General features: G+C 71.7%; 25 protein-coding genes and 1 pseudogene. 15 read left to right on the top strand and 11 right to left on the bottom strand.

Features of this window, described 5'->3' with window-relative positions; translation table 11 throughout:
* Positions 1-28: 28 nt before the first annotated feature.
* The 6 genes from HNR16_RS17155 to HNR16_RS17130 form a co-directional block, all read right to left on the bottom strand.
* A complete protein-coding gene (locus HNR16_RS17155; protein WP_158039051.1) occupies positions 29-721 on the bottom strand; it encodes a hypothetical protein in 693 nt (230 codons plus the stop codon).
* Positions 718-1,080: a hypothetical protein gene (locus HNR16_RS17150; protein ID WP_158039050.1), complete on the bottom strand. Its 363-nt coding sequence runs from the start codon at positions 1,078-1,080 to the stop codon at positions 718-720. The genes HNR16_RS17155 and HNR16_RS17150 overlap by 4 nt, the downstream gene beginning before the upstream one ends.
* A 288-nt stretch (positions 1,081-1,368) precedes the next feature.
* Positions 1,369-1,821: a helix-turn-helix domain-containing protein gene (locus HNR16_RS17145; RefSeq protein WP_158039049.1), complete on the bottom strand. Its 453-nt coding sequence runs from the start codon at positions 1,819-1,821 to the stop codon at positions 1,369-1,371.
* Positions 1,818-2,543 (bottom strand): helix-turn-helix domain-containing protein, encoded by a 726-nt coding sequence (locus HNR16_RS17140; RefSeq protein WP_158039048.1) that lies wholly within the window; start codon positions 2,541-2,543, stop codon positions 1,818-1,820. The genes HNR16_RS17145 and HNR16_RS17140 overlap by 4 nt, the downstream gene beginning before the upstream one ends.
* 131 nt (positions 2,544-2,674) lie before the next feature.
* Positions 2,675-2,911 (bottom strand): DNA-binding protein, encoded by a 237-nt coding sequence (locus HNR16_RS17135; RefSeq protein ID WP_158039047.1) that lies wholly within the window; start codon positions 2,909-2,911, stop codon positions 2,675-2,677.
* Positions 2,912-2,958: 47 nt separating this feature from the next.
* The gene (locus HNR16_RS17130; protein WP_158039046.1) at positions 2,959-3,144 is read right to left on the bottom strand and encodes a helix-turn-helix transcriptional regulator; all 186 of its coding nucleotides are present in this window, start codon (positions 3,142-3,144) and stop codon (positions 2,959-2,961) included.
* A 157-nt stretch (positions 3,145-3,301) separates the two neighbouring features.
* Between HNR16_RS17130 and HNR16_RS17125 the strand changes: the two genes are divergently transcribed.
* The 5 genes and pseudogenes from HNR16_RS17125 to HNR16_RS17105 all read left to right on the top strand — a co-directional run bounded on the left by HNR16_RS17125 (position 3,302) and on the right by HNR16_RS17105 (position 8,442).
* Positions 3,302-3,892, top strand: coding sequence for a hypothetical protein (locus HNR16_RS17125; protein ID WP_179558332.1), 591 nt, complete (start codon positions 3,302-3,304; stop codon positions 3,890-3,892).
* Positions 3,889-4,227 carry a hypothetical protein gene (locus HNR16_RS17120; protein ID WP_158039044.1) on the top strand — a complete coding sequence of 113 codons (339 nt, stop codon included), beginning with the start codon at positions 3,889-3,891 and terminating at the stop codon, positions 4,225-4,227. Before HNR16_RS17125 ends, HNR16_RS17120 begins: the two co-directional genes overlap by 4 nt.
* 101 nt (positions 4,228-4,328) lie before the next feature.
* Positions 4,329-5,186 (top strand): tyrosine-type recombinase/integrase, encoded by an 858-nt coding sequence (locus HNR16_RS17115; RefSeq protein ID WP_158039043.1) that lies wholly within the window; start codon positions 4,329-4,331, stop codon positions 5,184-5,186.
* Between the two features lie 49 nt (positions 5,187-5,235).
* Positions 5,236-5,646, top strand: a pseudogene (locus HNR16_RS17110) (transposase); the annotation flags it as partial.
* 630 nt (positions 5,647-6,276) lie between these two features.
* On the top strand, positions 6,277-8,442 hold the full coding sequence (locus HNR16_RS17105) for an MMPL family transporter (RefSeq protein ID WP_158039070.1): 2,166 nt from the start codon (positions 6,277-6,279) through the stop codon (positions 8,440-8,442).
* Between the two features lie 45 nt (positions 8,443-8,487).
* Here HNR16_RS17105 and HNR16_RS17100 read toward each other — a convergent pair whose 3' ends face one another.
* Complete coding sequence (locus tag HNR16_RS17100) at positions 8,488-9,093, bottom strand: TetR/AcrR family transcriptional regulator (protein WP_158039042.1); 606 nt, start codon at positions 9,091-9,093, stop codon at positions 8,488-8,490.
* A 33-nt stretch (positions 9,094-9,126) separates the two neighbouring features.
* Between HNR16_RS17100 and HNR16_RS17095 the strand changes: the two genes are divergently transcribed.
* Positions 9,127-10,053 (top strand): hypothetical protein, encoded by a 927-nt coding sequence (locus HNR16_RS17095; protein ID WP_158039041.1) that lies wholly within the window; start codon positions 9,127-9,129, stop codon positions 10,051-10,053.
* Positions 10,054-10,324: 271 nt separating this feature from the next.
* Here HNR16_RS17095 and HNR16_RS17090 read toward each other — a convergent pair whose 3' ends face one another.
* From HNR16_RS17090 to HNR16_RS17080, 3 genes are all read right to left on the bottom strand, one after another.
* Positions 10,325-11,425, bottom strand: coding sequence for a hypothetical protein (locus HNR16_RS17090; RefSeq protein WP_158039040.1), 1,101 nt, complete (start codon positions 11,423-11,425; stop codon positions 10,325-10,327).
* A gap of 178 nt (positions 11,426-11,603) precedes the next feature.
* Positions 11,604-12,527: a suppressor of fused domain protein gene (locus tag HNR16_RS17085; RefSeq protein WP_158039039.1), complete on the bottom strand. Its 924-nt coding sequence runs from the start codon at positions 12,525-12,527 to the stop codon at positions 11,604-11,606.
* On the bottom strand, positions 12,524-13,819 hold the full coding sequence (locus HNR16_RS17080) for a CynX/NimT family MFS transporter (RefSeq protein WP_179558331.1): 1,296 nt from the start codon (positions 13,817-13,819) through the stop codon (positions 12,524-12,526). The genes HNR16_RS17085 and HNR16_RS17080 overlap by 4 nt, the downstream gene beginning before the upstream one ends.
* 58 nt (positions 13,820-13,877) lie before the next feature.
* On the opposite strand from HNR16_RS17080, the gene HNR16_RS17075 reads away from it, so the two are divergent.
* The 5 genes from HNR16_RS17075 (at position 13,878) to efeB (ending at position 20,678) form a co-directional block, all read left to right on the top strand.
* Positions 13,878-15,260: a M20/M25/M40 family metallo-hydrolase gene (locus tag HNR16_RS17075; RefSeq protein ID WP_158039037.1), complete on the top strand. Its 1,383-nt coding sequence runs from the start codon at positions 13,878-13,880 to the stop codon at positions 15,258-15,260.
* Positions 15,257-16,717 carry an MFS transporter gene (locus HNR16_RS17070; protein ID WP_158039036.1) on the top strand — a complete coding sequence of 487 codons (1,461 nt, stop codon included), beginning with the start codon at positions 15,257-15,259 and terminating at the stop codon, positions 16,715-16,717. Before HNR16_RS17075 ends, HNR16_RS17070 begins: the two co-directional genes overlap by 4 nt.
* Positions 16,718-16,884: 167 nt before the next feature.
* Positions 16,885-17,796: an iron uptake transporter permease EfeU gene (efeU, locus tag HNR16_RS17065; RefSeq protein WP_158039035.1), complete on the top strand. Its 912-nt coding sequence runs from the start codon at positions 16,885-16,887 to the stop codon at positions 17,794-17,796.
* Between the two features lie 43 nt (positions 17,797-17,839).
* Complete coding sequence (gene efeO, locus HNR16_RS17060; RefSeq protein WP_158039034.1) at positions 17,840-19,060, top strand: iron uptake system protein EfeO; 1,221 nt, start codon at positions 17,840-17,842, stop codon at positions 19,058-19,060.
* Between the two features lie 193 nt (positions 19,061-19,253).
* A complete protein-coding gene (gene efeB / locus HNR16_RS17055) occupies positions 19,254-20,678 on the top strand; it encodes an iron uptake transporter deferrochelatase/peroxidase subunit (RefSeq protein ID WP_225737715.1) in 1,425 nt (474 codons plus the stop codon).
* 33 nt (positions 20,679-20,711) lie between these two features.
* Here efeB and HNR16_RS17050 read toward each other — a convergent pair whose 3' ends face one another.
* Positions 20,712-20,987, bottom strand: a complete 276-nt coding sequence (locus HNR16_RS17050) for an acylphosphatase (protein ID WP_158039032.1) — start codon at positions 20,985-20,987, stop codon at positions 20,712-20,714.
* A gap of 57 nt (positions 20,988-21,044) precedes the next feature.
* On the opposite strand from HNR16_RS17050, the gene HNR16_RS17045 reads away from it, so the two are divergent.
* From HNR16_RS17045 to recQ, 4 genes are all read left to right on the top strand, one after another.
* Positions 21,045-21,350, top strand: a complete 306-nt coding sequence (locus tag HNR16_RS17045; RefSeq protein WP_158039031.1) for a rhodanese-like domain-containing protein — start codon at positions 21,045-21,047, stop codon at positions 21,348-21,350.
* Positions 21,351-21,459: 109 nt separating this feature from the next.
* Positions 21,460-22,107, top strand: coding sequence for a TetR/AcrR family transcriptional regulator (locus HNR16_RS17040; RefSeq protein WP_158039030.1), 648 nt, complete (start codon positions 21,460-21,462; stop codon positions 22,105-22,107).
* A 67-nt stretch (positions 22,108-22,174) separates the two neighbouring features.
* Positions 22,175-24,082: a hypothetical protein gene (locus tag HNR16_RS17035; protein ID WP_158039029.1), complete on the top strand. Its 1,908-nt coding sequence runs from the start codon at positions 22,175-22,177 to the stop codon at positions 24,080-24,082.
* 81 nt (positions 24,083-24,163) lie between these two features.
* Positions 24,164-26,125, top strand: coding sequence for a DNA helicase RecQ (recQ, locus tag HNR16_RS17030; RefSeq protein WP_158039028.1), 1,962 nt, complete (start codon positions 24,164-24,166; stop codon positions 26,123-26,125).
* Positions 26,126-26,136 lie beyond the last annotated feature (11 nt).

The raw sequence follows: 26,136 nt of genomic DNA, 5'->3' as shown, positions 1-26,136 counted from the left end.
CAGCCCGCCCCTCGGCAGTGATCGGCGGTCAGGCGTCCACTGGCACGCGGTCGAGCCCGTCCATCATCGACTCGATGAGGTTCCCGGGCGGGCCGGGCACCGCTTCGGCGTCGCCGTCGTCCAGGAGGCCCAGCACGGCGGGGTCGGCACGGTTGAGGAGCACGCGGCCCTCGAACGGGATCGCGCCCGTCGTCGCGACGCCCTCCAGGATCGAGCGCCACGCGCGGGCGGGGGTCGTGGCCTGCTCGGCGGCGACGATGGCCTGGGCCGCGTCGTCCACCTGCACGAGCCGGTCCCAGATCATCTCGTGGAGCGCGTCGAGCACGGATGCCGGGTCGCGTGCCTCCAGGACCTCGGGGCTCGTCTCGGCGCTGTCGAGGATCGCGGCGAGCCGGTCACGGCTGGCGGTCGCGATGACCTCCGGGAGGAGACGGCCCGCGGCGAGCAGGGCGCTCACCTTCGCTTGCTCGTGCTGGACACGGGCGATGTCGTTGGCGGTGGCCGGGGCGAGCGCGTCGAGGACCGGCTGACGGTCAGGTGTCGCCGCGGGCTCGGCGGGCATCGCGTCGAGGAGTCGAGCCCTGATCGCTTCGACCTCGGCGCGCTGGCGAGCCCGGAGGCCCTCGGGCGTCAGGTGCGGGTCGGTGGTGCGTGCCGTCGCGAGGAGTTCGCGGCGCGCGGTGGTGATGAGGGTGATGAGGTTGGCGCTGTCGATGGTCACGACGGCCTCCGTTCTGTGTTGGTGTCGGTGCCCTGCTGGGCGATGGTCCCCGCCGTCTGACGGGAGGTCTTGCGGCGGGCGCGGGCCTCGCGGTCCCACTCGCGTCGGCATCCGCGGCAAGCACCGCTGGGGGTGGTGCCGAACGCGATGCGGGCGTGACCCCGCGGGCAGAGCGTCCAGTTGCCGCCCCCGTCGCGCTGGCCGTTGTGAGAGCGGCACATCGGCACGTAGTCCTCGTAGGTCGTGGACCACTTCACGACCGTGCCGCGCTGGTTGTAGCCGATGTTCGTGGGGTGGCCGAGGAGGCCCCAGCCGATGGCGGGGGTGTCGCAATCCGGGTGGGCGCAGGGGAGGCCCACGGCGGACCCGCGGCGGCGGCGCAGTTCGTGATGCGCGGCCCTCGTAGGTGCGGGCGGTCATCGCCGTCCCCTCTCCGCTCGGAGTGCCGCCAGGCACGCCTCTGCTCGCTGTGCTCGGTGACGTTGGGCCGCGGCTTCCGCGCTGAGCGCGCCCGTGTAGGCGGTGATGATCGAGCGCACCGACTCGGGCAGGGCGGCGAGCGTGCTCCGGTACGGCAGGAACGCGGCCTTGGCGCGAGCACGGGCGAGGTCTACGTCGCTCGGTCGGGGAGCGCTGTGCACCACGGGTCAGCCCTCCCCGTTCACGAGCCGGTCGAGCAGGCTCCCCACCTGCTCCAGGCCCGCCGTATGCGCCGCGTCGAGGTTGAGGAGACGCGCGCGGCGCTCCATCACCTTCAGGCATCCCTCCGCGGCCCGCACGTCGCCCGCAACTGCGTCAGGGAACAGCCCGCGGACGATCGCATCGAGCCGGTCGAGTTCGAGCAGGCGCAGTTCGTTCGCCTCCTCACGGGGGATCGCCGCGAGGGCATCCCTCAGCCACGTGTAGACGGTGCGGGGGTGCACCTTCAGGTGTGCGGCGATGGCCTCCACGGAGATGCCCGCACGGCGCATCTGGAGCGCCTTCGCCTTGCGGGTCGCGCGGGCCACGCGGGCGGGAACGCCCTTCGGGGCGGGCCGGTCCCCGAGGAGGTATTCCGCGGCGAGGTCGGCAGTGGTCGGGTCGTGCTGTGGGGTGCTCATCGAGCGCCCTCCTCTCTGTCGGTGAACGTGAGGCCGTGACTGCGCGCATAGCGCTGACCGGCTGGGGATAGGTCTGTGATCGAGCCGTCGAGCGGTTCACCTTCGGCGCGGCGGCGCTCCATCTCGTGCCAGTACTCGGTGATGAGGTCGTTCGCGTGCTCGCGTGATTCGACGCTGGGGAACTCGTAGTCGAGGGCTCGCGTGAGGTCACCGATGAACGCCAGTTGCCGAGGAGATGCCGGGAGGTCATCGAGCCGCCGACCTCGCGAGGGCGGCTTTAGAAGTGGGTCTACTTCTTGGGTCTTCTTCCCTGGGTCTACTTCGTAGGCATCTGGTGCCTCAATCGACAGGCACGAGGTGCCGGAATCGGAGGCAGGAGATGCCGGAATCATCTCCGTGGGTGCCGACGTGAATGCGGCAGGAGATGCCGGAATCGACAGCGGCGGGCGCATCCCCACGCGGTATCGGTTGCCCTGCTTCGTGCCACGGCTCACCACCTCCACGAGCCCGGCCTCGATGAGGCGCTTCAGCGCGGCACGCACCGCTCGCGGCGACTGGCCCGACTCTCGCGCGATGAGGTCCTGACCTGGGAACGTCACGCCGTGCTCATCGGCGCGGTCGCGCAGAACGGCGTAGACGGCGATCTGCGGCGGGGTGAGTCCGAACGCGGGTACGGCCTCGCGCGTCACCCAGTGAGGAGCCCGCACCCAGCCCGCCGTCATCGTTCACTCTCCGCAACTGCGGAGGCGAACTCGGCCAGGTGCGCGTCGAAGCGGTCGAGCGCGGCGAGCATCGCGACGAACGGCTCCGAGGTCTGCTGTGTCGTGTCCATCAGGGTCACCCTCCGGACGGCTCAGCGCTTCGGGCGCGCGAGCGCGGTGGGTTCGTCTACCGGCTCGCCATCGAGCATCCGGAGGAGCGCCGGGACCGGCACGACCTTGCGGCGACCGAGCGTGAGAACGGGAATCTCGCCCCGCTGAGCGGCCTGGTAGCCCGCCCACGCGGAGAGGCCGAGCACGGCGGATGCCTCGGGGATGGTGCAGGTCGCGCGGTCGCGGAGGTCAGCGAGCGTGAGCGTTGCCGCGGTCATCGCGCACCCCCTCGCGTGGCGTCCGAGAGGGCGGTCAGCATCGCCGCTTATGCGTGCAGGTGGTCGCCGGTCGGGGTGGACGTGCCTGCCTCCCAGCGGCAGACGGTCATGCGGTGCACGCCGAGTTCGCGGGCGATCTGACCCTGGGAGACGCCCGCCGCCTCACGGATGGCGCGGCGGAGTGCCGGGGTGGGGAGTGCGCTTCGAGTTCGCACGGTGTCGATCAGGCTCATGGCGATCACGCTAGGTCATATGAGACAGTGATGCGCACCTATTGCTATCTCAACTTCGGCGCAGGCGGGTGAGACACCTGAGATTCTGGGGCCAAGCGATAGAGACACAGATGCATCGGTGTAGCAAGACCCGCGCCAACGATGTAGCCTCATGCTCATGACGCAGACCGCGCGATGGAACGTGAGAGACGACCAGCCGGTGCCCGAGGGCCTCACACAGGGGGCCGGGTGGCTCCTCATCGAAGACACGCGCGAGCCCGCGGCCCCGTCGTTCTGGGTGCGCACCGGCACCGCCGAGGATGGGCGCGTGACCCTCACGGGCGTCCTGCTGGCCGATGCCGACGCATCGCTGGAGGTCACCACGAACGCGCTCCGGGCGATCCGAGTTCCCGAGGTCGTGCGAGCCATCCACTGGCGCGCGGTCGGTGGCCCTCCTCCAGCGTCCGTGGGCGAGGTCGGCCCCACTGGGCTCGCCCGCTTCGAGGGAGTCGCTCAGGCCATCGAGAACGCGCCCCAGCCTGCACCGGTTCCGCCGAAGCGCGGGCAGGTGGTCACCGACGAGGAACTGCGCGCCGCGGTCGAGGAGTACACCAAGCACCGCTGGAGCCCAAGCCCCATCGCCGCCACCGCCGCGGCCCTGCACATGAGCCGTGCCACCGTCCAGCGGCGTCTCGACCGCGCGGCAGAGCGCGGCATGTTCGATGGTCGGCCGAGCCGCACCACAACCACCGAGAGGAGCACGCGATGAGCGCGCGCAAGACGAACCGGGCATCCTTCGGGACCGTCCGCAAACTGCCCTCAGGCCGCTACCAGGCCCGCTACCCGGAGGCCAACGGCCAGCGCGTCACCGCCCCGACGACGTTCGCGACGAAGCGAGAGGCTCTCGACTGGCTCGCCGGGGTGCGCGCCGACAAGATGCGCGGGCAGTTCCGTGACCACCGGGCCGGGTCCGAGACGTTCGGCCCCTACGCCGCCGACTGGATCGAGAACGGCGGTTCAAGGGGCAGACTCGCGCCCAAGACGCGCGCGAACAACGAAGACCTCCTCGCCGGTCGCTCGCCCCGCTCCACGACTACCCGCTGAACACGATCACCCCGGCCATCGTCCGGGCCTGGTACAGCCGCGCGCGCAAAGTCCTTGCCGCCACGCTGAAACTGCGCGCGGAGGAGGCCCGGCGCAAGGTCGTGGAGGCGGCGAAGCGGCGCGGCGTCGAGCCCCCGGAGGCCCCGCCTATCCCCACGGGCGAGTCGCGGCTCCGGCAGGCGTACACCCTCCTGCGCTCCATCCTCCAGACGGCCGTGCGTGACGGGCTGATCGGGTCGAACCCATGCCAGATCGTCGGGGCCGGGTCGGTCGCCCACCCTGAGCGCCCGTACATGACGCCGGAGGCGCTCGCCGCCATCGTCAACGCCATGCCGGAGCAGTGGACGCTCCCGATCCGGGTAATGTTCGGCGCGCACCTGCGCGTCGGTGAACTCGTCGCCCTCCAGCGGGGCGACTACGCCGGAGGGGTGCTGAGGGTGGAGCGGCAGACGATCCGTGTGCGGGGCGAGTTCATTACCACGGCCACGAAGACCGGCAACTCGCGCTCCGTGGCGCTCCCTCCTCGCATCGCCGCGGAGGTCGAGGCGCACCTGGCCGCGACCACCGGGTTCGGCAAGTCGCCGCTGTTCCCTCGCGCCGATGGGGAGGCGATCACGGGGAACGCGCTCGGGCAGGCGTGGCGCAAGGCGGCGCGGAGCATCGGGCTCGGCCACTTCCACGTGCACGACGTGCGGCACGCCGGGCTCACGATGGCGGCGCAGGGTGGGGCGACGACGCGCGAACTCATGGCCCGCGCCGGTCACTCCACAGCACGCGCGGCGCTGATCTATCAGCATGTCGCGGAGGAGCGGAACGTCGGCATCGCGGCCACGCTCGACACCCTCGCTGGAGCCGCGCTAGAGCCTCGCGTTCTGGAGGCTAAGGGCACGGAGAGGGCACGAACGGGCCTGGAGGCGGTCATCCGGGTCGAACTTACGGCCGATGGAATGCCGGTCTGACCTGGGAATAATCCTATGGAGGGACTGACGGGAATCGAACCCGCGCCATCTGCTTGGGAAGCAGACCGCACGGCTCGACGCGGTGTTCGCCATCGAGGAGCACGTCGAAGTCGAAGCGAGCTGGGGCATCTACCAACGCATCGTCGCTGCCTACCGCGAACCCGACAAGACCAAGGGGAAGGAGATGATGCGGCAGGTGATCGATGCTGTCAGCAGCGGCGTCCCGGCCGCTCTCACAGAGATCCGCCGCCTCGGCCGGACATTGAAACAGCGCGCCACCGACGTGCTCGCGTTCTTCGCCCGACCCGGCACCAGCAACGGCCCGACCGAGGCGATCAACGGCCGCCTCGAACATCTCCGCGGCTCCGCCCTGGGCTTCCGGAACCTCACCAACTACATCGCCCGGAGCCTACTCGAGACCGGCGGCTTCAAACCGCTACTACACCCTCGATTGCGATGAGCCTTCATACTCCGTGCTGCGCCAGCGTGACACCGGACCGCGACACGTCGCGCGTACGCGGCGTCGCCGCCTCCTCGAAATCGTTGGTGGTGGTCGCCGGTTCAGGAAGCGGACATCCACCGCGCGGGGAGAGGCCGATTCGTGACGACCGCGCCACTGTGCCCACGTCTTCGCCCACCTGTCGCAATGCTCCATCGAGAGGTGCCTTCCTCCGATTCGGGCGTTGACACCGTATGCATCGCGCTCAGTGCTCTCTTGCGCGACCGCGGGCCCGGCGTGCGACACATGGCACACGACGCGAACGTTCGCTGTGCCGCGACCACTCGGACTCGGGTGTTCGCGGGCTCTTCGTTCGATGTGTCAAGGTCGCCTGGAGGCTCTCAACCCGCTCAGTTCGGAGAACATGAGCGCCCCACGTGCAAATCCGAAGGCCCCGCCAACGAGTCGGCACGAACGCCGGGCCCGCCGGATCCGCTTCGCGCCGGCGACTAGACTTCGTGCTCGTCGCCGGGCGTCCGGCCGCATCGGACGGAGGGCCCCGGCCTCATGGACCACACTGCTTCACCCTCGTCCACCGACCCGGCACCAGCCCCCACCGCTTCGCCCGCCGGGACGGGGCTCGCGCGCGGCATGCGCCGCGGGCCGCAGCTCGCGACATGGATTCGCGTCGTCGCCGCCGTGCTGCTCATCGGCGCGTGGTTCGCCGCCGGGTCCATCGGTGGCCCCTACTTCGGCAAGGTCGGCGAGGTGTCCTCGAACGACCAGACGAACTACCTGCCGACGAGCGCCGACGCGACGCGCGTGCAGGAGCTGCTGCCCGCCTTCAACGGCACCGACGCGATCCCCGCGATCCTCGTCTACACGTCCGCGGCCCCGCTCACCGACGCACAGCTCCGGGGCATCGACGACGCCGTCGCGGCACTCACCGACGTCGATGGCGTCGGCGAATCATCGCCGCCCATCCCCTCCGAGGACGGCCTCGCCGTGCAGATGTTCGTGCCGCTCGACCGCGGCGGCGACGTCGGCGACGAGGCCGACGCGCTCCGCGCCGCTGCCGTGGAGGGCGCGCCCGACGGCGTGACGGTGCACCTCACGGGCCCCGCGGGGTTCGCGAGCGACCTGTCGGCGGCGTTCGCCGGCATCGACGGCCTACTCCTGCTCGTCGCCCTCCTCGCGGTGCTCGTCATCCTCGTCATCGTGTACCGATCGCCGCTCCTGCCGTTCCTCGTGCTCGGCACGAGCGTCTTCGCCCTCTGCGCCGCGCTGCTCACCGTGTGGTGGCTCGCGAAGTGGGGCGTGCTGCTGCTGAGCGGCCAGACGCAGGGCATCCTGTTCATCCTCGTCATCGGCGCGGCCACCGACTACTCGTTGCTCTACGTCGCTCGCTACCGCGAAGCGCTCGTCACCCACCGCACGAAGTGGGACGCGACGTGGGCGGCCCTCCGTGGTTCGATCGAGCCGATCGCGGCATCCGGTGGCACCGTCATCGCGGGCCTCCTGTGCCTGTTGCTGAGCGACCTGAAGTCGAACAGCACGCTCGGCCCGGTCGCCGCGATCGGCATCGTCTTCGCGATGCTCTCGGCCCTGACCCTCCTCCCGGCACTCCTCTACTGGGCCGGTCGCGTCGCGTTCTGGCCGCGCCGGACCGCGTTCGACGCCGACCACGACCAGGAGACGGACGCCGTCCCGACGACGGGACTCTGGGCCCGGCTCTCCTGCCTCGTCGAGCGTCGCCCGCGAGCGATCTGGGTCGTCACGACGATCGTCCTCGCCGTCGCATGCCTCGGCGTCCTGCAGTTGAAGGCCGACGGCGTACCGGCGAGCGACCTCGTGCTCGGCGAGAGCGATGCGCGCGACGGCCAGGTCGCGCTCGGCGAGCACTTCCCCGGTGGCTCGGGCTCGCCCGTCTACGTCGTCGCGCCGCAGGACGCGTTCGACGAGGTCACGGCGGCGCTTCTCGCCGAGCCGGGCGTCTCGGGCGTCGCGGTCACGAGCGCCGACTCCCCCTCGGGCTCCGCGACGGTGACGACCGACGGCGTGCAGGCGTTCGGCCCGCCCGGCACCCCCGCCCCCGAACCGACCGTCGTCGACGGCGACGTGCTCGTGCAGGCGACGCTCACCGATGCGGCCGACTCGGCGCAGGCCGAGGCCACGGTGCGGCAGATCCGCGCCACCCTCGACGACATCGGGGCGACGGGTGGTCAGGAGATCCTCATCGGCGGCGTCACGGCGACGGCGATCGACACGAACGAGGCCTCGATCCACGACCGGAACCTCATCATCCCGCTCGTGCTCGTCGTCATCATGCTCATCCTCATGCTGCTGCTGCGCTCGATCCTCGCGCCCGTGCTGCTCGTCCTCACGACCGTCCTGTCGTTCGGCACCGCGATGGGCGTCTCGGCCCTCGTCTTCAACCACGTGCTCGATCTACCCGGCGCCGACCCGGCCGTACCGCTCTTCGGGTTCGTGTTCCTCGTCGCGCTCGGTATCGACTACAACATCTTCCTCATGACGCGGGTGCGCGAGGAATCGCTCGCCCACGGCACGCGCGAGGGCGTCATGCGCGGACTCGCGATCACGGGCGGCGTCATCACATCGGCCGGGATCGTGCTCGCCGCGACGTTCGCGGCCCTGGGGGTCATCCCGATCTTGTTCCTGCTGCAGCTCGCGGTGATCGTCGCGTTCGGTGTGCTCCTCGACACGCTCGTCGTGCGCACCCTGCTCGTGCCCGCACTCGTGCACGACCTCGGTCGCGTCGTCTGGTGGCCCTCAGCGCTCTCGCGCGGGAAGCCCTGACGGGCGGTTCGCTGATCACTCGCATCACCGCGGGCCGACGTCGCCTCACGCTCCGAGGTGTGCGCGCACCTGTCGTTCGACGAGCACCTCGACCGGATCGGTCGCGATGACCTCGATCGCGCGCCGCGCCACGAGGGTGGCGAGGCCGTGGATCCCCGCCCACAGGTCGACGGCCGTCCGCTCTGCGACGAGGTCCGTTCCCTCGACGTCGATCACCGCCGCGATCGCCCCCTGCGCGACTGCGAACACGTCGGTGGAGTGCGCACGCAGCCCCTGCCCCGAGTTCGCGAGGAGGTCGTGGCGGAACATGACCTCGAACAGCGCCGGGTGGTCGACGGCGAAGCGGACGTAGCGCTGCGCGATGGCCATCAGTCGCGCACGCGCGTCGGTCTCGGGAAGCTCCCCGGCGGCATGCCCCAGGTCATTCCCGAGCATCGCGAACCCACGCACGGCGACAGCGGCCAGGAGCGACTCGAGCGTCGGGAAGTACCGTCTCGGGGCGCCGTGGGAAACGCCAGCGCGGCGTGCGACCTCGCGCCCCGTGAAGTCGGCCAGGCCACGCTCCTCGACGAGCTCCACCGCGTTCGCGACGAGCGTGTCGCGTACCCCTCCTGCCCCGTCGTAGACAGTGTCTACGCTTGCGTCTACCATGCGGACATTGTCTACGCAGAGTCGGGGAGAACCATGTTCGTCGGAATCGCGATCGCGCTCGCCTCGGCCGTTGCGCATGCCGGTTGGAACACGCTCGCGGGAAAGCTCGCCGGAAGCGGCGTCCCCGCCCTGTGGATCATCAACGTCGCCGCCCTCGTCCCCCTCGCCCCCGTGATCGCGGTCGTGTTCGCCCCCACTGTCGCCGGCGACGGAGCGGGACGTCCCGGCACGGCGCCACTCGGCACGACGGTCCTGCTCGCTGCCGTCAGTACCGCGTTCCACACGGGCTATGCCGTCCTGCTCGATCGTGCCTACCGATCCGCGCACGTCAGCGCGGTCTACCCCGCCTCCCGCGGCCTCGCAACGATCGTCGTCACGGTCGCGGGAGCCGTCCTGCTCGGCCAGGCAATCTCGGGCATCGCGATCGCGGGCGTCGCCGTCATGGTCGTGGCCATCGTGCTCCTGCTCGAGCCGGCGACGCGCACACGGAACGACGGTGCCGACTCGTCGCCGAGCTCACGAACTCGTCACGGCACCGCGATGTGGGGCGTCGCCATCGCCGTGACGACCGCCGCCTACACGACCTTCGACGGCTGGGCGGTCGCGTCGGCGGGTGTCGACCCGCCCCTGTACTACGGCGTGGCGGCCTGCACCCAGTGCGTCCTCCTTTCGGCCGTCGCGGGGCCGAGCGGGATGGTGCGCGGACTCGAGCTCCTCCGACGAACGCCCGGCCCCATCGTGTGCCTCGCGATGCTCATTCCGCTCTCCACGCTCCTCGGCCTGTACGCGACGCTGCACGCGCCGCTCGGCGTCGTCTCGGCGGTGCGCAGTTCGAGCCTGATCTGGACCGCGCTCGCCGCCGCGGTCGTCCTGCACGAGCCCCTCGGTCGGCGGCGGATCCTCGCGACCGGAGTCGCGACGATCGCGATCGCCGTCATCGCGTTCGGGACGCCTGTGTGACACGTCTGACGGCACACGCCCTGCGACACGTGCGTGGCGATCGAGTCGGCGCGGGCCGATCACTGCCCGCCGACCCGCCCCTCGCTCGCGACCTCGCACGACACTCCCCGTGGCAGGCCCCGCCGCGCTGACCTCGGCATCCTGCACGACGAGGGTTTCGTCGTCGCTCCGTGCCTCTCGGTCGCAGCCCGCCGTTGCCGGTGCTGCGGCAGGTCGTGACCACGGTCACGGGCCCCACGCGGCAGTGCGGGGCCGCGGCACGGGCGCGCGTTCAGCGCTCGCCGAGCGTGCCGTACTCCCAGTGACTGAGCACGCGCTTCGCGTACGTCCCGGGCAGCGCGCTCGTCGCGTACGGCTCGAGATCGGGCTGCTCGAACAGGATGACCCCGAGCGACCACCACTCGAAGTTGTCGGGATCGTCGAGGTAGCCCTCGGGTTCGTCGGCCGTCCAGCCGACGAACACGCCGTCCTCGCCACGCTGGAGCCAGCGGATCGGCAGGTGCTTGCGCACGTAGCGCGACACCCGGATGTGGATGCCGAGCACCTCGTCGCCGATCGGCCCGAGCCCCGTGGCCACCGACGGCTCCTCATCGGGCACACCGGCATCGGGCACACCGGCGCCCGCCGTGCTCGGCTCCTCGCGCACGCTCGGGGCGGTCACGACGGGCGCGGCTGACTCGTCGGGGGCGGGTGCGACGCTCGACGGCTCCCCCGCCTCGTCCGGCAGCGCGGCGGGCTCGTCATCGCGACGACGACGAGGCCACCCGAACCCGATGGCCCCGGACGGGTCGACGAGATCGTTCCGGCGGATGTCCCGGAAGGCGCCCGGCCGCTGCGACGCGACCTGTGACAACACCCCGAAGCCGTGCTCGCTCGCTGCGATCGCCTCGTGCTCGGTGAGCAACACGAGCTCGATCACGCGACCCCGCCGACGACCCGATGCGTCGTACACCCCCATGTCCATCCCGCGCCACGCCGCGTCGACGGCGACGATGCCGTGCAACTTCGTTCCGGGCACGAACGGGTGGGCCACGAGCCACGGGTCGTGCAGCGGCAGTGGGCCACCGAGATCCTCGACCATGCGGCGCACCGCACGCGTGACCGCGACCGCGGCGGCGGCATGCTGCCCGGCGCGCACCTCGCAGTAGACCTCGAGCGGCTCCTCGCCGGCGAAGATCACGCGCTCCAGCCCGAGCGACGCGACGGTCGCCGTGCCGTGGCCCTCGTAGAGCGCGGTCGAGACGAGCCCGCCGATGCGCTCGGGCGCGAGTGTCGGTACGGCCGAGAAACGCCGTTCGAAGTCGATCGCGAACACGTCGGACCCACTCCGCAGCGACACATCGATCACCGCGCCCTTCCGCGGTACCGTCATGGCACTCCCCATCGTCATGTTTCCCCCTGAAACATCATCGAAGCACAGATTCAATGCGCGTTCCCCCACGCAGAATCGCCGGCCGGCGCTTCGGGTGCCGCCGGTCGGTTGTCGGGAAGACAAACACGGTACACCAAACCCCCCGTCAGGCCTCCGCCCACGCGTCCGCGCTCGCTCGTCACGCGTCCTCGTCGGCGCCCGCGAGTCGCCCGTATCGCCATCCCTCGGGCTCCCGACGCGCGTAATCGCCGGGCTGTGCACGGATCGCGAACGCGCGGAGCTCGGGGGTGCCGCCCACGACCGCGCGCAGCGGCCACGTCTCGAACGTGGCCGGATCGGCGAGGTCCGCCTCCGACTCCGTCAGCGAGGTGGCGAGGAACTGCCCGCCGAGATCCCGCTGCAACCATCCGACCGGTGCCTCGTGGAGGTGTCGCGTCACGATGCACGCGACATCCGGGAGTGTCGCGGGCGGCCCGACCAGATCACCGCGCAGGACGTCGAGACGGGCCGCGGGCGTCGCCGCCGAGGCCGTGCGGAACGCCTCGAACCCGTCGTGCGCGATGCGCCGGGCCTCCGTCGTCGTGAGCATCACGATCTCCTGCACGATCCCGTACTCGTCGCCCGCCTCATCGCGAACGACGTCGTCACGGACGTGCCAGCTCGGGTCGAGCGCGATCATCCCCTGCATGTTCGTGCCGCTGATGATCGGGACGGCGTTGATCCACACGTCGCCCGAACCGAGCGGACCCGGCCTCGCACCGAGCTCGCCGAGCACGCGCCGGATCGCGATGCGGATCGCGACCTCCGCCGCGGGCGCGTGGTCCTCGAGCACCTCGCACAGGAGCTCGACGCGCGCACCGCCCGGGAGTTCACGGTCGGACAGCCCGAGCGAGACGACCGACGCGACACCGCCGTGCACGTAGGAGAGCACGCCGATCGTTCCGTCGTAGGGCGCACCGAGGACGACCGGTTCGGCCCGGAAGAGCCGCGCGAAGTGCTCGGCGTAGCGTTCGACGCCCGTCGCGGTGTGCGGCCGGGACGTGTGTCGTCGACGCCGGAGCCCCTGATCGCCCGCGGGCAGCATCGCCTCCGATCTCGTCATGCGCGGACCTCCGTCCGTTCGTGACCGACGGTGAGGGGGCGGCCCGCGCCGAGCGCGGCGAGGGACTGCACGGCCGTCGCGCCGACGACGAACCAGAGGACGGGGTGCCACGAGCCGAACACGTCGTGGAGGATGCCCGCCACGACGGGCCCGAGGGCGGCGAGGCCGTATCCGACCCCCTGGGCCATCCCCGAGAGCCGAGCCGTGTCGGCCGCCGACGCCGAGCGCAGGCCGATGAGCGCGAGCGCGATCGTGAGCGTCGCCCCCTGCGTGATGCCGATGAGCACGGCCCACAGGACGACGGCGCCCGGTGCGAACACGAGCCCGATGCACGCGACGACGAGCGGCACGCCCGCGAGCGCCGCGATCGCCCGCTGATCGGTCGTCCGCCCGAGCCGCGTCGAGACGAGCAGCCCCGCGAAGATGCCGACCACCTGGCACAGGAACAGGTGCCACCCCGCGGCCCGCTCGGAGACGCCCGACGCGATCTCGATGGACGGGAGCCACGTCACGGTGACGTAGAACCCGGTCGACTGCAGGCCCATGAACGCGGTGACGCACCAGGCCGTGGGCGAAGCCCACACCGAGGGCGGCCGGGCGCCGCGCTCCACCATCGCGTCCGTCGCGGCGTCGCGACCCGCTCCCGCGACACGCGTCCGATGTGCCACCGCACCGCTGCGCGCATCGTTCCGGAGCCTCGCGCTCCAGGCCACGAGCGCGACGACGGCGAGCGCGATCCAGCAGCCGATCGCGAGGCGCCACGAGCCGGTGGCCTCGGCGATGGGGACCGAGAGACCGGAACCGAGTGCCGCGAACGTCCCCATGACGGCGGTGTAGAGCCCCGTCACGAGGGCGAGGTGCGCGGGGAAGCCGCGCTTCACGAGCGCGGGGAGCAGGACGTTCCCGACCGCGATGCCGACACCGACGAGTGCGGTACCCACCCACAGCGACGCGAGCGAGGGCAGGAACCGCAGGCCGAGCCCGACGACGAGCACGACGATGGCGACCAGCACGGTGCGCCCGTCGCCGAAGCGCCGCGCGATGGGGGCGACGACGGGGGAGACGAGCGCGAAGCCGATCACGGGCAGCGCGCCGAGCAGTCCCAGCTCCGCGGCCCCGAGGCCCGTCTCGCTCGCGACGCGCGAGACGACGGGGCCGAACGACGTGATCGGAGGCCGAAGACACGCCGCGACCGCGAGCAGCGCAAGGGTCGACACGACGACGGCGAAGGGGCCGAGGGGGACGGCCGCACGCGCCGGATCGTGTGTCGTCGCCGGGGACAGCTTCGACATCCGCATCCTCTCCGCGACCAGCGTAGGCCAGGTCCCTGGTTGCCCCTAGGCTCGGTCCATGTCGAGCTCCGATGTCGACGCCGGCCCGCTCGCCGCCGAGCACCTCGCCGCACTGATCCGCATCCCCACCGTTTCCGCCTCCCCCACGGGCGTCGATGCCACGACGCACGCCCGCGCCCATGCCGCGCACATCGCCGAACTGCACGCCGTGCTGTCCGAGATGTATCCACGACTCCACGCCGCCACCACCGTGCGGACGATCGGTCGCACCGGGCGGCTGTGGCACCTGCCGGGCGGCGGTACGGCGGCCGGGGCGCGCCCGACAGCGCCGCTCGTGCTCATGGCGCACGCGGATGTCGTGCCCGCGGACGAGGCGGACGGTTGGACGCACCCGCCGTTCGCGGGAGTCGTGCGCGACGGCACGGTCTTCGGTCGCGGCACGCTCGACGACAAGGGCGCGCTCGTCGTCGCGCTCGAGGCGTTCGAGGGTCTGCTCACCGAGGCCTGGACGCCGCCGCGCGACGTGCTCGTGTGGGTCGGCGGCGACGAGGAGGTGTTCGGAAGCGACGCACGCGAGTTCGCCGCCTGGCTCCGTGAGCAGGACGTCCGCCCGTGGCTCGTGCTCGACGAGGGTGGTGCCGTCGTGGACGCCCCACTCCCCTTCATCGACGTCGAGGCCGCGATGGTCGGTGTCGGTGAGAAGGGCGTCATGGCCGTGCGGCTCGAGGCGACGGGTGACCCCGGGCACGCGTCGGCACCGGCCGGCCGCTCCGCGACGGAGCGCATCGCGCGTGCCGTGCTCCGCCTGCGCGCGCGACCGTTCCCCGCCCGATTGCCCGAACCTGCGAGGGCGATGCTGCGCGCGTTCGTCCCGCACGCCACCGGGCCCTCGCGCCAGCTCCTCCGCCTGCTCGTCGCCGTACCGGCACTCACGGCGTTCCTCTTCGCTCGACTCGGCGGTGACGCCGCCGCGCTCGTGCGCACGACCGTCGCGCCGACGATGCTGCGCGGTGGGACGGCCGTCAACGTGCTCCCCTCCACGGCGAGCGCGACCCTCAACCTGCGCCTCGCGCTCGGCACCTCGACCGCGAGCGCAGCGCGCCGCATCGCGCGCGTCGTCGGCGACCGCTCGGTGCGCGTCGTCGTGATGGAGCGGGAGGAGGCGACGCCCGCCGCCCCGAGCGACAACGCGCAGTTCGCGGCGATCCGGGACGCGGTGGCGCAGGCCTATCCGGGCGCGGTCGTCGTCCCCTACATCGCGCTCGCGGCGACGGACGCGCGCCACCTGCAGCGGGACGCCCTCGAGACGTACCGCTTTGCGCCACTGCGCATGTCGACGGCGCAGCGGGCGACGATCCACGGGGTCGACGAGCGCGTCGAGGTCGACGCGCTCGCCCGCGGCGTCCGCTTCTTCCGTGCGCTGCTCGAGGATCTTCGATGAGCGCGCGCTCCCTCGGCGGACTCGGCGGGATCGTGGCCGTGCTCGCCGTCGTCGAGTTCACGAGCGGCATCCTGCAGGGCTACTACACCCCGATGCTGACGGACATCGCACGACACCTGTCGATCACCGACGCCGACGTCAACTGGCTCGAGGGCTCGCAGCTGATGTTCTCTGCTCTCGTCGTGCCGACACTCGCGAAACTCGGCGACCTCGTCGGCCACAAGCGGATCCTGCTCGTGTCGACCGCGATCACGGGCCTCGCCTCGTTCGCGCTCGCGATGACCGACTCGTTCCCCGTCTTCCTCGTCGCGTGGGCCCTCCAGGGAGCGTACGCCGTGTGGCTGCCGCTCGAGATCGCGCTCATCTGGTCGCGCGCGAGCGTGCAGGACGGCGTCGTCGAGCCCGCCCGGATCACGCGTCGCGCCGCCGGGACGCTCGTCGCGGCCCTCGAGACCGGGGCGATCGCGGGGGCACTCCTCGGCGGTGCGCTCGTCGACGTACTCCCGCTCGGCACCGTCCTCGCGCTCCCCGCGATCACCGTCACGCTCTGCTTCGTCGCGATCGGCATCGGCGTCCGGGAGGCTCCCGTGCGCGCGGCGGACACCTTCGACACCGTCGGTGTGGTGCTCGTGTCGCTCGCGCTCGTCGGGTTCACGGGGGGCCTCAGCCTGCTGCGTCTGCAGGGACCGACGGCACCGCTGCCGTGGCTCGTGGTCGTCGCGGGCCTCGCGCTGCTCGTCCCGTTCGCGCGCTGGGAACTGCGCCAGGCGTCGCCACTCATCGACGTGCGCATGTTCCGCGACCCCGCGCTGTGGCCCGTCTTCCTGACCGCGGGCCTCTTCGGCGTGAGCGTGCTCGGCGCCCAGGCACCGCTCTCGACGTTCGCGCGCACCGACCCCGCGACGGTCGGCTACGGCCTCGGGACGGCCGGATTCACGACCTCGCTGCTGATCGGCGCGTACGTCCTCTCGCTCGCGGTCGGCGCGATGCTGTTGCCCCTCGCGACCCGGTTCGTCGCGCCACGGATCGCGCTCTTCGGCGCCTGCCTCCTCGTCGCCGGCGGCTATCTCCTGCTCGTCCCCTTCCACGACACGTACGGCCAGGTCCTCACGTGCATGGTCGTCGCGGGCATCGGTTCGGGCGCGCTCGTGGCGGCCCTCCCCGCCGCGGCGGCCGCGGCCGCACCGCCCGAGCAGACGGGCGTCGCGACGGGCCTCACGAACTCGGTGAAGACGGTCGGCGGGGCCATCGCCTCGTGCGTGTTCGGTCTCGCGCTCCTCCACGGCGCGGGCGGCACCGCGGTCGGGACGGCCACCACGGCCGGGACCCTCACGGGCTACTACACCGTGTGGATCGTGTGCGGCGGCACCGCCCTCGTCGCGGCGACGTGCCTGCTGTTCGTGCCGAAGCACGCGTTCACCGATCCGGCTGCACCGGCGGCGCTCCCGACCGTCTGAGCCGCGCCCCGTGATCCCGCCGAAGTTCGGGGCGCGGCTTGCTCAGGTGTTCGCCGCGGGCGTAGCATCCTGCAGGTAAGCCTCACCTCACTCACGCCGTCTCGTCGGCGCCGACTCCGAGGAGCATCGCTCCGGAGGGCCGACGCGGGTCTCGGTCGAAGGAACTCATGCTCGGCACCCTGCTCATCGGGCTGCGCGAAGGACTCGAAGCGTCCCTCGTCGTCGCGATCCTCCTCACCTACGTGCACCGCATCGGACGACGCGACGTCGCGCGCATGATCTGGCTCGGCGTCGCGATCGCGATCGCCGTGTCGCTCGGCGTCGGCGCGATCCTGACGTTCGGCGCGTACGGCCTCTCGACACAGGCACAGGAGATCATCGGCGGCTCGCTCTCGCTCGTCGCGGTCGCGATGGTCACGTGGATGGTGTTCTGGATGCTGCGCGTCTCCCAGACGCTCAGCCACCAGCTCGAGGGTGAGGTCGACGCGCACCTCGACGGTGCCGGCTGGGGCGTCGTGCTCGTCGCGTTCCTCGCCGTCGGACGCGAGGGGCTCGAGACCGCGCTGTTCGTGTGGTCGACGACGCGGGGGGACGCGAACTGGTTCCTCGGCTTCTCGGGCGCCGTCATCGGCATCGTCGTCGCGGCGGGCCTCGCCTGGGGCATCACACGGGGACTCATGCGTCTCGACCTCCCCACGTTCTTCCGCTGGACCGGCTACGTGCTCATCGTCGTCGCGGCGGGAGTCGTCGCCTACGCCGTCCACGACCTCATGGAGGGCGGCATCATCCCCGGCCCGTTCATGGCCGCTCCCGACGGCGCCGGCCCCTTCGTGCAGTCCTGGTTCGGCGACAACGCCTGGGCGTTCCGCGTCGGCGAGACCATCCCGCCGGACGGCTTCCTCGCCGCGCTCCTCAAGGGCACGATCGGCTTCACGCCAGAGATGACGAAGCTCGAACTCATCGCCTGGGCCGCCTATCTCATCCCCACCATGACGTGCTTCATCCGCCTCGACCGCGCGAACCGCAAGCGTTCGCGGGCTGCGCGCGAGGCGAGCGAGACGGCGCCGGCCGCGGCCTGAGCCGCCCCACGATCCCTCCACCGAACGACCAGGAGAACCACCAATGTCAATGAGACCGCTCGCGGCCGCCCTCGGCGGCGCCGCAACGATCGCCATGCTCGCGGGCTGCGTCCCGAACGCCGCGCCCGACGGTGCCGGGACCATCACGGTCACGAGCACCGAGGACACGTGCGACGTCTCGACCGCCGAGACGACCTCGGGCAACATCACCTTCGACGTGACGAACTCGGGCAGCCGCGTCACGGAGTTCTACGTGCTCGCCGAGGACGGCCTGCGCATCGTGGGCGAGGTCGAGAACATCGCGCCGGGCACGAGCCGACAGCTCGCGATCGTCGCGCAGCCGGGCTCGTACTTCACGGTCTGCAAGCCGGGCATGATCGGTGCCGGCATCGGTCAGGCGGCGTTCACGGTCACGGGCGACGAGGTCGCGGTTTCCGAGGACGACCAGGCCGCGCACGACGAGGCCGTCGCGAACTACAAGGCCTACGTCCGCAACCAGGTCGGCGAGCTCGTCCCCGCGGTCGACGCGTTCGTCGCGGCCTACGTCGCGGGCGACGACGAGACGGCGAAGAGCCTGTTCGCCTCGACGCGCCTGTTCTACGAGCGCATCGAGCCGACCGCCGAGTCGTTCGGTGACCTCGACCCTCGCATCGACTACCGCGAGGTCGACGCGCTCGCCGAGGGGCTCGACTGGACCGGCTTCCACCGCATCGAGAAGGACCTCTGGCCGCCCGCCCCGGGCGCGAAGAACTCCGACGACACCGACGCGAACGAGGGGTGGACGGCCTCCACGCCCGAGCAGCGCAAGGAGTTCGGTGACAAGCTCGTCGCCGACGTCGCCGAGCTCCAGTCGCTCGTGAACGCCGACGACTTCACGCTCACGATCGACGACATCACGAACGGCGCGATCGGCCTCCTCGACGAGGTGGCGACCGGCAAGGTAACGGGTGAAGAGGACTGGTGGTCGGGCACCGACCTCAGCGACTTCCAGGGCAACGTCGAGGGCGCGCAGGTCGCGTTCGGGATCGTCGAGGACCTTGCACGTTCGAAGGGCGACGAGGGCGTGAAGCTCAGCGACACGATCGACCAGGAGTTCGGGGCACTCAACGAGGAGCTCGCGAAGTACGGCAACACGACCGACGGCTTCGTCGACTACAAGTCGCTCACGGCCGAGCAGGTCAAGGGCCTGTCGACACGCGTCGACGCGCTCGCCGAGCCGCTCTCGCAGCTCACGTCCACGGTGCTCGGGATCCCCTCGTCCTGATCACGCCGGTGGGCCGTCCCCGGACGACCCACCGCGACACACGAACGGCCCCGTGGATCCTTCCTCCGCGGGGCCGTTCGCATCGACCGGGCGACCGGACCGTGCCGCGAGCGGCACCCGCCGGGCACTTCGAGGGCCGGTGACCCGGGCACCGGAATCGGCGAGACGCGAGACGCGAGAGAGAATGGACCACGTGCCGAACACCGAGAGCGAACGCGAGCCCGACGACGCCGCGATCGAGGCGACGAGCGACGACGACGCCGGAGCCCCGTCCCCGCGCGCCGATGCGGGTCCGGCCGCGCGCACCGCGGACGATGCCGAGCTCGACGGCGGCGAGCCCGCCGCGCACCCGCACCGGTTCACCCGACGTGGCCTGTTCGGCGCGCTCGCCGCGGGCGCGGCCGGGCTCGCGGTCGGCGGAGCGGGCGGCGCCGCCGTGGCGACGGGCGTCGCGTCGTCGGCCGGTGGCGGCACGACGACGACCTACCCGTTCTTCGGCGCGCACCAGGCGGGCATCGTGACGCCGGCGCAGGACCGCCTGCACTTCGCCTCGTTCGACGTCTCCCCCGAGACGACACGGGACGAACTCGTCGACCTCCTCACGAAGTGGAGCTACGCGGCGTCGCGCATGACGCAGGGGCTCGACGTGTCCGCCTCGGGCGCCGTCGGCGGTTCGCCGTTCGCGCCGCCCGACGACACGGGTGAGGCGCTCGGTCTGCCGCCCTCGGGGCTCACGATCACGTTCGGATTCGGGCCGAGCCTGTTCACCGACGATTCGGGCACCGATCGATTCGGCATCGCGGCGCAGAAGCCGCCGCTGCTCGAACCGCTGCCGCGCTTCAGCGGTGACGCGATCGAGGCCGCGCGCTCCGGCGGCGATCTGTGCGTGCAGGCCTGCGCCGACGATCCGCAGGTGGCCGTGCACGCGATCCGCAACCTCACGCGACTCGGCTTCGGCCGCATCGTCCTCCGCTGGTCGCAGCTCGGCTTCGGTCGCACCTCGTCCACGTCGACGACCCAGCAGACACCGCGCAACCTGTTCGGCTTCAAGGACGGCACGGCGAACATCAAGGCCGAGGAGGCCGGTGTCGCCGACGAACAGGTCTGGGTGCAGGCGGCCGACGGTCCCGCGTGGATGGCGGGCGGCTCGTATCTCGCGGCGCGCCGCATCCGTATGCTCATCGAGAGCTGGGACCGCGTCTCGCTGGGCGAGCAGCAGAACATCTTCGGTCGGAACAAGGGCGAGGGGGCACCGCTCTCGGGCGGGACCGAGTTCACGGAGCCGAACTTCACGGCGCCCGGGGCCGAGGGCGGCGACGAACCCGTCATCGACATGAAGGCCCACGTGCGGCTCGCGCACCCCGACAACAACGCGGGCTCGCGCATGCTCCGCCGCGGCTACAACTACGTCGAGGGGAACGACGATCTCGGACGCCTCGACGCGGGCCTCTTCTTCCTCGCCTACGTGCGCGATCCCGATCAGTTCATCGCCGTGCAGCACGCCCTCGCGACCGACCTGCTCAACGAGTACATCCGCCACGTGGGCACGGGGATCTGGGCGATCCCGCCCGGAGCCGCCGAGGGCGGCTACGTCGGGCAGACGCTCTTCGGCGTGTGAGGCCCGCGCGGGCCGGACACGGCCCGATCGGCCTCACGCGAGGACTCGGAAGCCCCGTCCGCCGGTGACCGGCGCAGGAGTGCTCTCGACGTCCTCGACGACCGACCCCGCCGGGCCGCGACCGAGCCACGACTCGAAGCGCTCGAGGGCCTGCTCCTCGCCCTCCGCCTCGAACTCGACCCTCCCGTCGGGCAGGTTGCGCACCCAACCGGTCACCCCGAGGCGCTCCGCCTCGACGCGAGCCGAGTACCGGAACCCCACACCCTGCACGATCCCGGAGACCGTTCCGTGTATCCGTCGATCCACCATGTCTCGAGCCTGCATCAACACGCTGGACGACGGCCCTCGCGGGCTAGGCTGACGAGCATGGAGCACGCCACCACCTCGGACCTCGCGGACCTCGGCCCGTCGGCCACCCTCATCGACGTTCGTGAGGTCGACGAGTTCACCCAGGGGCACGTGCCGTGGGCCGTCAACATCCCGCTCAGCGAACTCGCCGGTCGATTCGACGAGATCCCCGCCGACGGTACCGTCCACCTCATCTGCCAGGCCGGTGGACGCAGCGCCCGCGCCGCGGAGTTCCTCGACGAACGCGGCTTCGAGACCGTCAACGTCGACGGTGGCACGTCCACCTGGATCGCCGAGGGTCGAGAGGTCCGACCGGGGAGCTGATCCGCCGCGACGCACCACCCGAAACACCCGCGCGGCCCGAGAGGGCCGCGCTGTTCCATACCGTTCCACCCCATCGACGACGTTCCACCGACCGGCCGGAGGCACCGTGATGACGGTCTCGTCCCAGACCCCCGTAGACCCTCCGCAGAACGCACTCGGCCGGGCGGCACTCCTTCGGGCGACGATCGACGTCGGGCTCGCACTCGGCCTCAGCGGCATCACCTCGCGCTCGGTCGCGGAGGCGGCGGGCGTCGCCCACAGCCTCGTGCGCTATCACTTCGGGTCGGTCGACGCGCTCATCACCGAGGCCCTCAGCCTCGCCATCGACGAGGGCATCGAGAACGCTCGCGCACTCGCCGAGGTCCCGAGCCTCACGGAGTTCACCCGGAACCTCGCGCGCTCGGTGACCGACAGTCGCGACACGCACGCGTTCCTCTACGAGGCGATCCTCGAATCGCGCCGACGGCCCGAACTCGTCCCGCAGGTCAAGCGGTACTACCGCGAGTATCGCGAGGCGCTCTCGGCGCCGCTCAGGGCGCTCGGCGTCGAGGACGAGGCCCTGCTCGACATGGTGTTGTTCGCCTTCGAGGGCATGGTGTTCAAGGAGGTGACGGACTCCGATCAGCGTCGCACGCGCGAGGCGATCCGTCAGCTGCGGTCGATCGTCGCCCGCGAATCGGGGGTCCGGCTCACGCCACCCGCCGACGACGACTGGTACGGCGCCGGCCGTCCGGAACACCGTCCGGGCAACGTCTGACACAGGTCATATCGTCCGTCAATGGGGACGGGTACCGCCCCGATCCGGCGACGTCCATGCGGGTCGATTGACTACCGTCGGAGGACGCCTGGACCCCGCCCGCACGGATTCCACGCTCGCGGAGGACAGGCACGCGAAGCAGCGGACGAGGCGAGGCAGGCGACTCGAGGTGATCATGGACGGCAGCGACGACGACGGCAGCGGAATGCCCGTCTACGGTGGCCGTCGCCGCTCACGCTCCGGGCCGGCCGCGCGTTCGCTGCACGTGCTCGACACGGTCGAGCAACCCACCGTCCAACCCGCCGTGCGGTATTACCCGTCGACGGGACAGATCCCGATCGTCGCCGCTCCGATTCCTCGGACGAGTGGCACGTCGCCCGCATCCGCCGCCGTGCCGCTCCCGCAACCGAACGACATCGACGAGGCGACGACCCCGCGCCGTTCCATGCTTCCGCCGCCACCGCCCGCGCCCGCGAACGAGAGCGTCGTCGTCGCGCCCGTCAGGCGTCGGCCGTCCGCGACGACGACGGTGCCGACGCCGAGGCCCGTCGCGGGCGTCCCCGACGTGTACCGCCAGGCGCCGGGCGCTCCGGCGACCACCACGCCCGCGAACGGTGTCCCCACGATCGCCACGACCACACCGGCGCCCACGTCGGCGACCGTGGCCGCGCCCGTCCCGCCGCGGGGTGCCCCGGGCCGCCGCGAGGCGGCGGGCGACGGGGGCGCTCCGCCACACGACGTCGATTGGGCGAACTGGGCGGATGGTCGTCCGTCGCGCCGCGTGCGGCAGCGCCACACGCGCTGGGAGCGACTCGTGCCGCTCTGGATCGGTCTCGGCGCCGCGCTCCTCTGCCTCGCCGGGGACTGGCTCCCGAGCCTGACGCCGAACGAGCTCAATCTGCTCGCCGTCACGGCACGCAGCAGCGACGACTTCTGGGCGCTCACGCAGGCGGGCCACGCCGACGACGCCCTGTGGCTCGCGCTCGTGCACCACTGGTTCGGGATCACGGGTGCGTCCGAGTTCTCGTTCCGGGTGCTCGCCGCGGTCACGATCGGCGTGGTCGCGGCCGGTATCTCGACCTGTTGCCTGCAGATCGCGGGCGCTCGCGCGGCGGTGTTCGCGGGGATCGTCTTCGCCCTGCTCCCCCGCGCGCTCTTCGACGGTGCCACCGTGTCGGGGGCCGGGTTCGGCCTCGCGTTCGGCATCTGGTCGGTCGTCGCGCTCACGTGGGCCGTGGAGTACCGGGAGGCCCTCCCGGGCTCGGGGCTCGAGCTCCGACTCGTCGCACCCGCGACGCGGCGGCATCGATACGCGGCGTGCGCGCGGAACCTGCTGCGCTGGTCGACCTTCGTCCTCCTCCTGGTCCTGGCCGTCTACGCGTGCGCACCGATGATCGTGCTGCTCGTCGTACTGCCCCTCGCGAGGCTGCTCGGCGACACGAACGCGCGGACGCTTCGGACGCTCGGCGGGGCGCTCGCGGTCGCGGCCGCACTCGTCACCCCGCTCCTCGTGTCGATCGCCATCGGCGCCTCGACGAGCGAGGCGCGCGCGACGCGGGCGGTCGTCTCCCCGACCGACCTGTTCTTCGTCTCCCTGTCGCCGACCGCCACGGTGTCCGGTGCGCTCCTGGCCGTCGTCATCGGCGTCGGCGTGGCCGTCGTCGCGACGGGACTGCGCCGGACGGTGCGCACGGCAGGGACGGGCGCCCTCTGGCTCGGCGCGCTCTGGCTGTGCGCCCTCTCGATCGGTGCGATCGTGTATCCCGCACCGCTCGAGGAGGCGCTCGGACTGTGGTCGCTCATGGGCCCCTGCGTCGCCGTGCTCGTCGGTGCGACGCTCGCGACCGCGCGGCGACCGGTCGTGTGGACGGTGCTCGCGGTGATCGCCGTCGCGGCGGCGATCGACCTGGCCCTCGTGCAGGTACCCGGGTTCGCCGAGGCCGGCGACTGGCTGCTCCACGCGCCGCGACACTGAGCCGCCACGTCGCCGCGTGTCGCGTCCCACCGACCGGCTCGCCGACGGGAAGGAGCGGCCCGCGCGACGTAGGCTGGGGTGATGGCGACTGCGACGGATTCCCGTGTTCTCGAGGTCCTCGGCAGGGTCTTCGGCTACGACGCGTTCCGTGGGGACCAGGCGGACATCATCCGGCAGGTGTGCGACGGCGGCGACGCGCTCGTCCTCATGCCGACGGGCGGCGGCAAGAGCCTCTGCTACCAGATCCCCTCGATCGTGCGACCGGGAACGGGCGTCGTCGTCTCACCCCTCATCGCGCTCATGCAGGACCAGGTCGAGGCCCTCGAACAGCTCGGCGTCCGTGCCGCGTTCCTCAACTCGACCCAGTCGCCCGACGAGCGACGAGCCGTCGAGGGGGCGCTCCTCGCGGGCGAGCTCGATCTGCTCTACCTCGCGCCCGAGCGGCTGCCGGTCGCCGCGGGCCTGCTCGATCGGGCCGAGATCGCACTGTTCGCGATCGACGAGGCGCACTGCGTCGCGCAGTGGGGCCACGACTTCCGCCCCGACTACCTGCAGCTCGGCCTCCTGCACGAGCGCTGGCCGGACGTCCCCCGCATCGCACTGACGGCGACCGCGACGTCGCAGACGCGCGTCGAGATCGCCGAACGGCTCGGGCTCACCGAGGCACCGATGTTCGTCTCGAGCTTCGATCGCCCCAACATCCAGTACCGGATCGCCCCGAAGCAGGACGCGAAGGCACAGCTGCTCCGGCTCATCACGCAGGAGCACCCGGGCGAGGCCGGGATCGTGTACTGCCTGTCGCGGAACTCCGTCGAGCGGACCGCCGAGTGGCTCACCGCCCAGGGCATCGCCGCGCTCCCCTACCACGCGGGCCTCGATGCGGCGACGCGCGCCACGAACCAGGCGCGCTTCCTTCGCGAGGACGGCATCGTCATGACGGCGACGATCGCGTTCGGCATGGGCATCGATAAACCGGACGTCCGCTTCGTCGCGCACCTCGACCTGCCGAAGTCGATCGAGGGGTACTACCAGGAGACGGGTCGTGCGGGGCGCGACGGGCTGCCGTCGACCGCGTGGCTCGCGTACGGCCTGCAGGACGTCGTGCAGCAGCGACGCATGATCGAGGACGGCGAGGGCGACGCGCAACGCAAGCGTGCCCAGTCGATGCACCTCGACGCGATGCTCGCCCTGTGCGAGACGATCACGTGCCGTCGCCAACAGTTGCTGCGCTACTTCGGCCAGGAGTCGGAGCCGTGCGGCAATTGCGACACGTGCCTCGAACCGCCCGAGTCGTGGGACGGGACGGTGCCCGCCCAGAAGCTCCTCTCGACGATCGTGCGGCTCGGGCAGCGCCGCCAGTCGTTCGGGGCCGGCCACATCATCGACATCCTCCGCGGCAAGGAGACCCCGCGCATGCAGCAGCGCGGGCACGACGAGCTGTCGACGTTCGGGATCGGGACGGACCTCGGCGACACCGAGTGGCGGGGCATCGTGCGCCAGATGCTCGCCCAACGGTTGCTCGAATCGGTGGGTGAGTACGGCGTCCTGGGCCTGACGGACGGCTCACGCGAGGTGTTGCGTGGTGAGCGGACGGTGCTCCTGCGCCGCGAGCCCGAGCGCCGGGCCGGTGCGGCAGGCGTCTCGCGACGCGCGCGCACGGCACCGCCCGAGCTCGCGGGCGACGGGCAGGACCTGTTCGAGCGGCTCCGCACGTGGCGGCTCGCGACGGCGAAGGTGCAGGAGGTGCCCGCGTACGTCGTGTTCTCGAACGCGACGCTCGCCGCGATCGCGGCCGCCGCGCCCGCCGACCGCTCGGCCCTCGCGGACGTCTCGGGCGTCGGGCAGGCCAAGCTCGACCGGTACGGCGACGAGGTGCTGGCGATCGTGTCGGGCGACGCCCCCGCCGCCGGGCCGCCGCCGAGCGCGCGTTCCGCGTCGCGGCCGGTGACCGCCCCCGCGAGGGAGCCCGCGGTGTCGTTCGAGGACGTCCCGCCACCGGCGGATCCGTTCGACTTCGAGCCGCCCCCGGACGAGGGCTACTAGCCTCCGAGAGA

This window comes from Pseudoclavibacter chungangensis, assembly GCF_013410545.1.
Classification (GTDB): Bacteria; Actinomycetota; Actinomycetes; order Actinomycetales; family Microbacteriaceae; genus Pseudoclavibacter; species Pseudoclavibacter chungangensis.
Note: the sequence above shows the minus strand (reverse complement) of the source record. Positions and strands in the feature narration are given on the sequence as shown.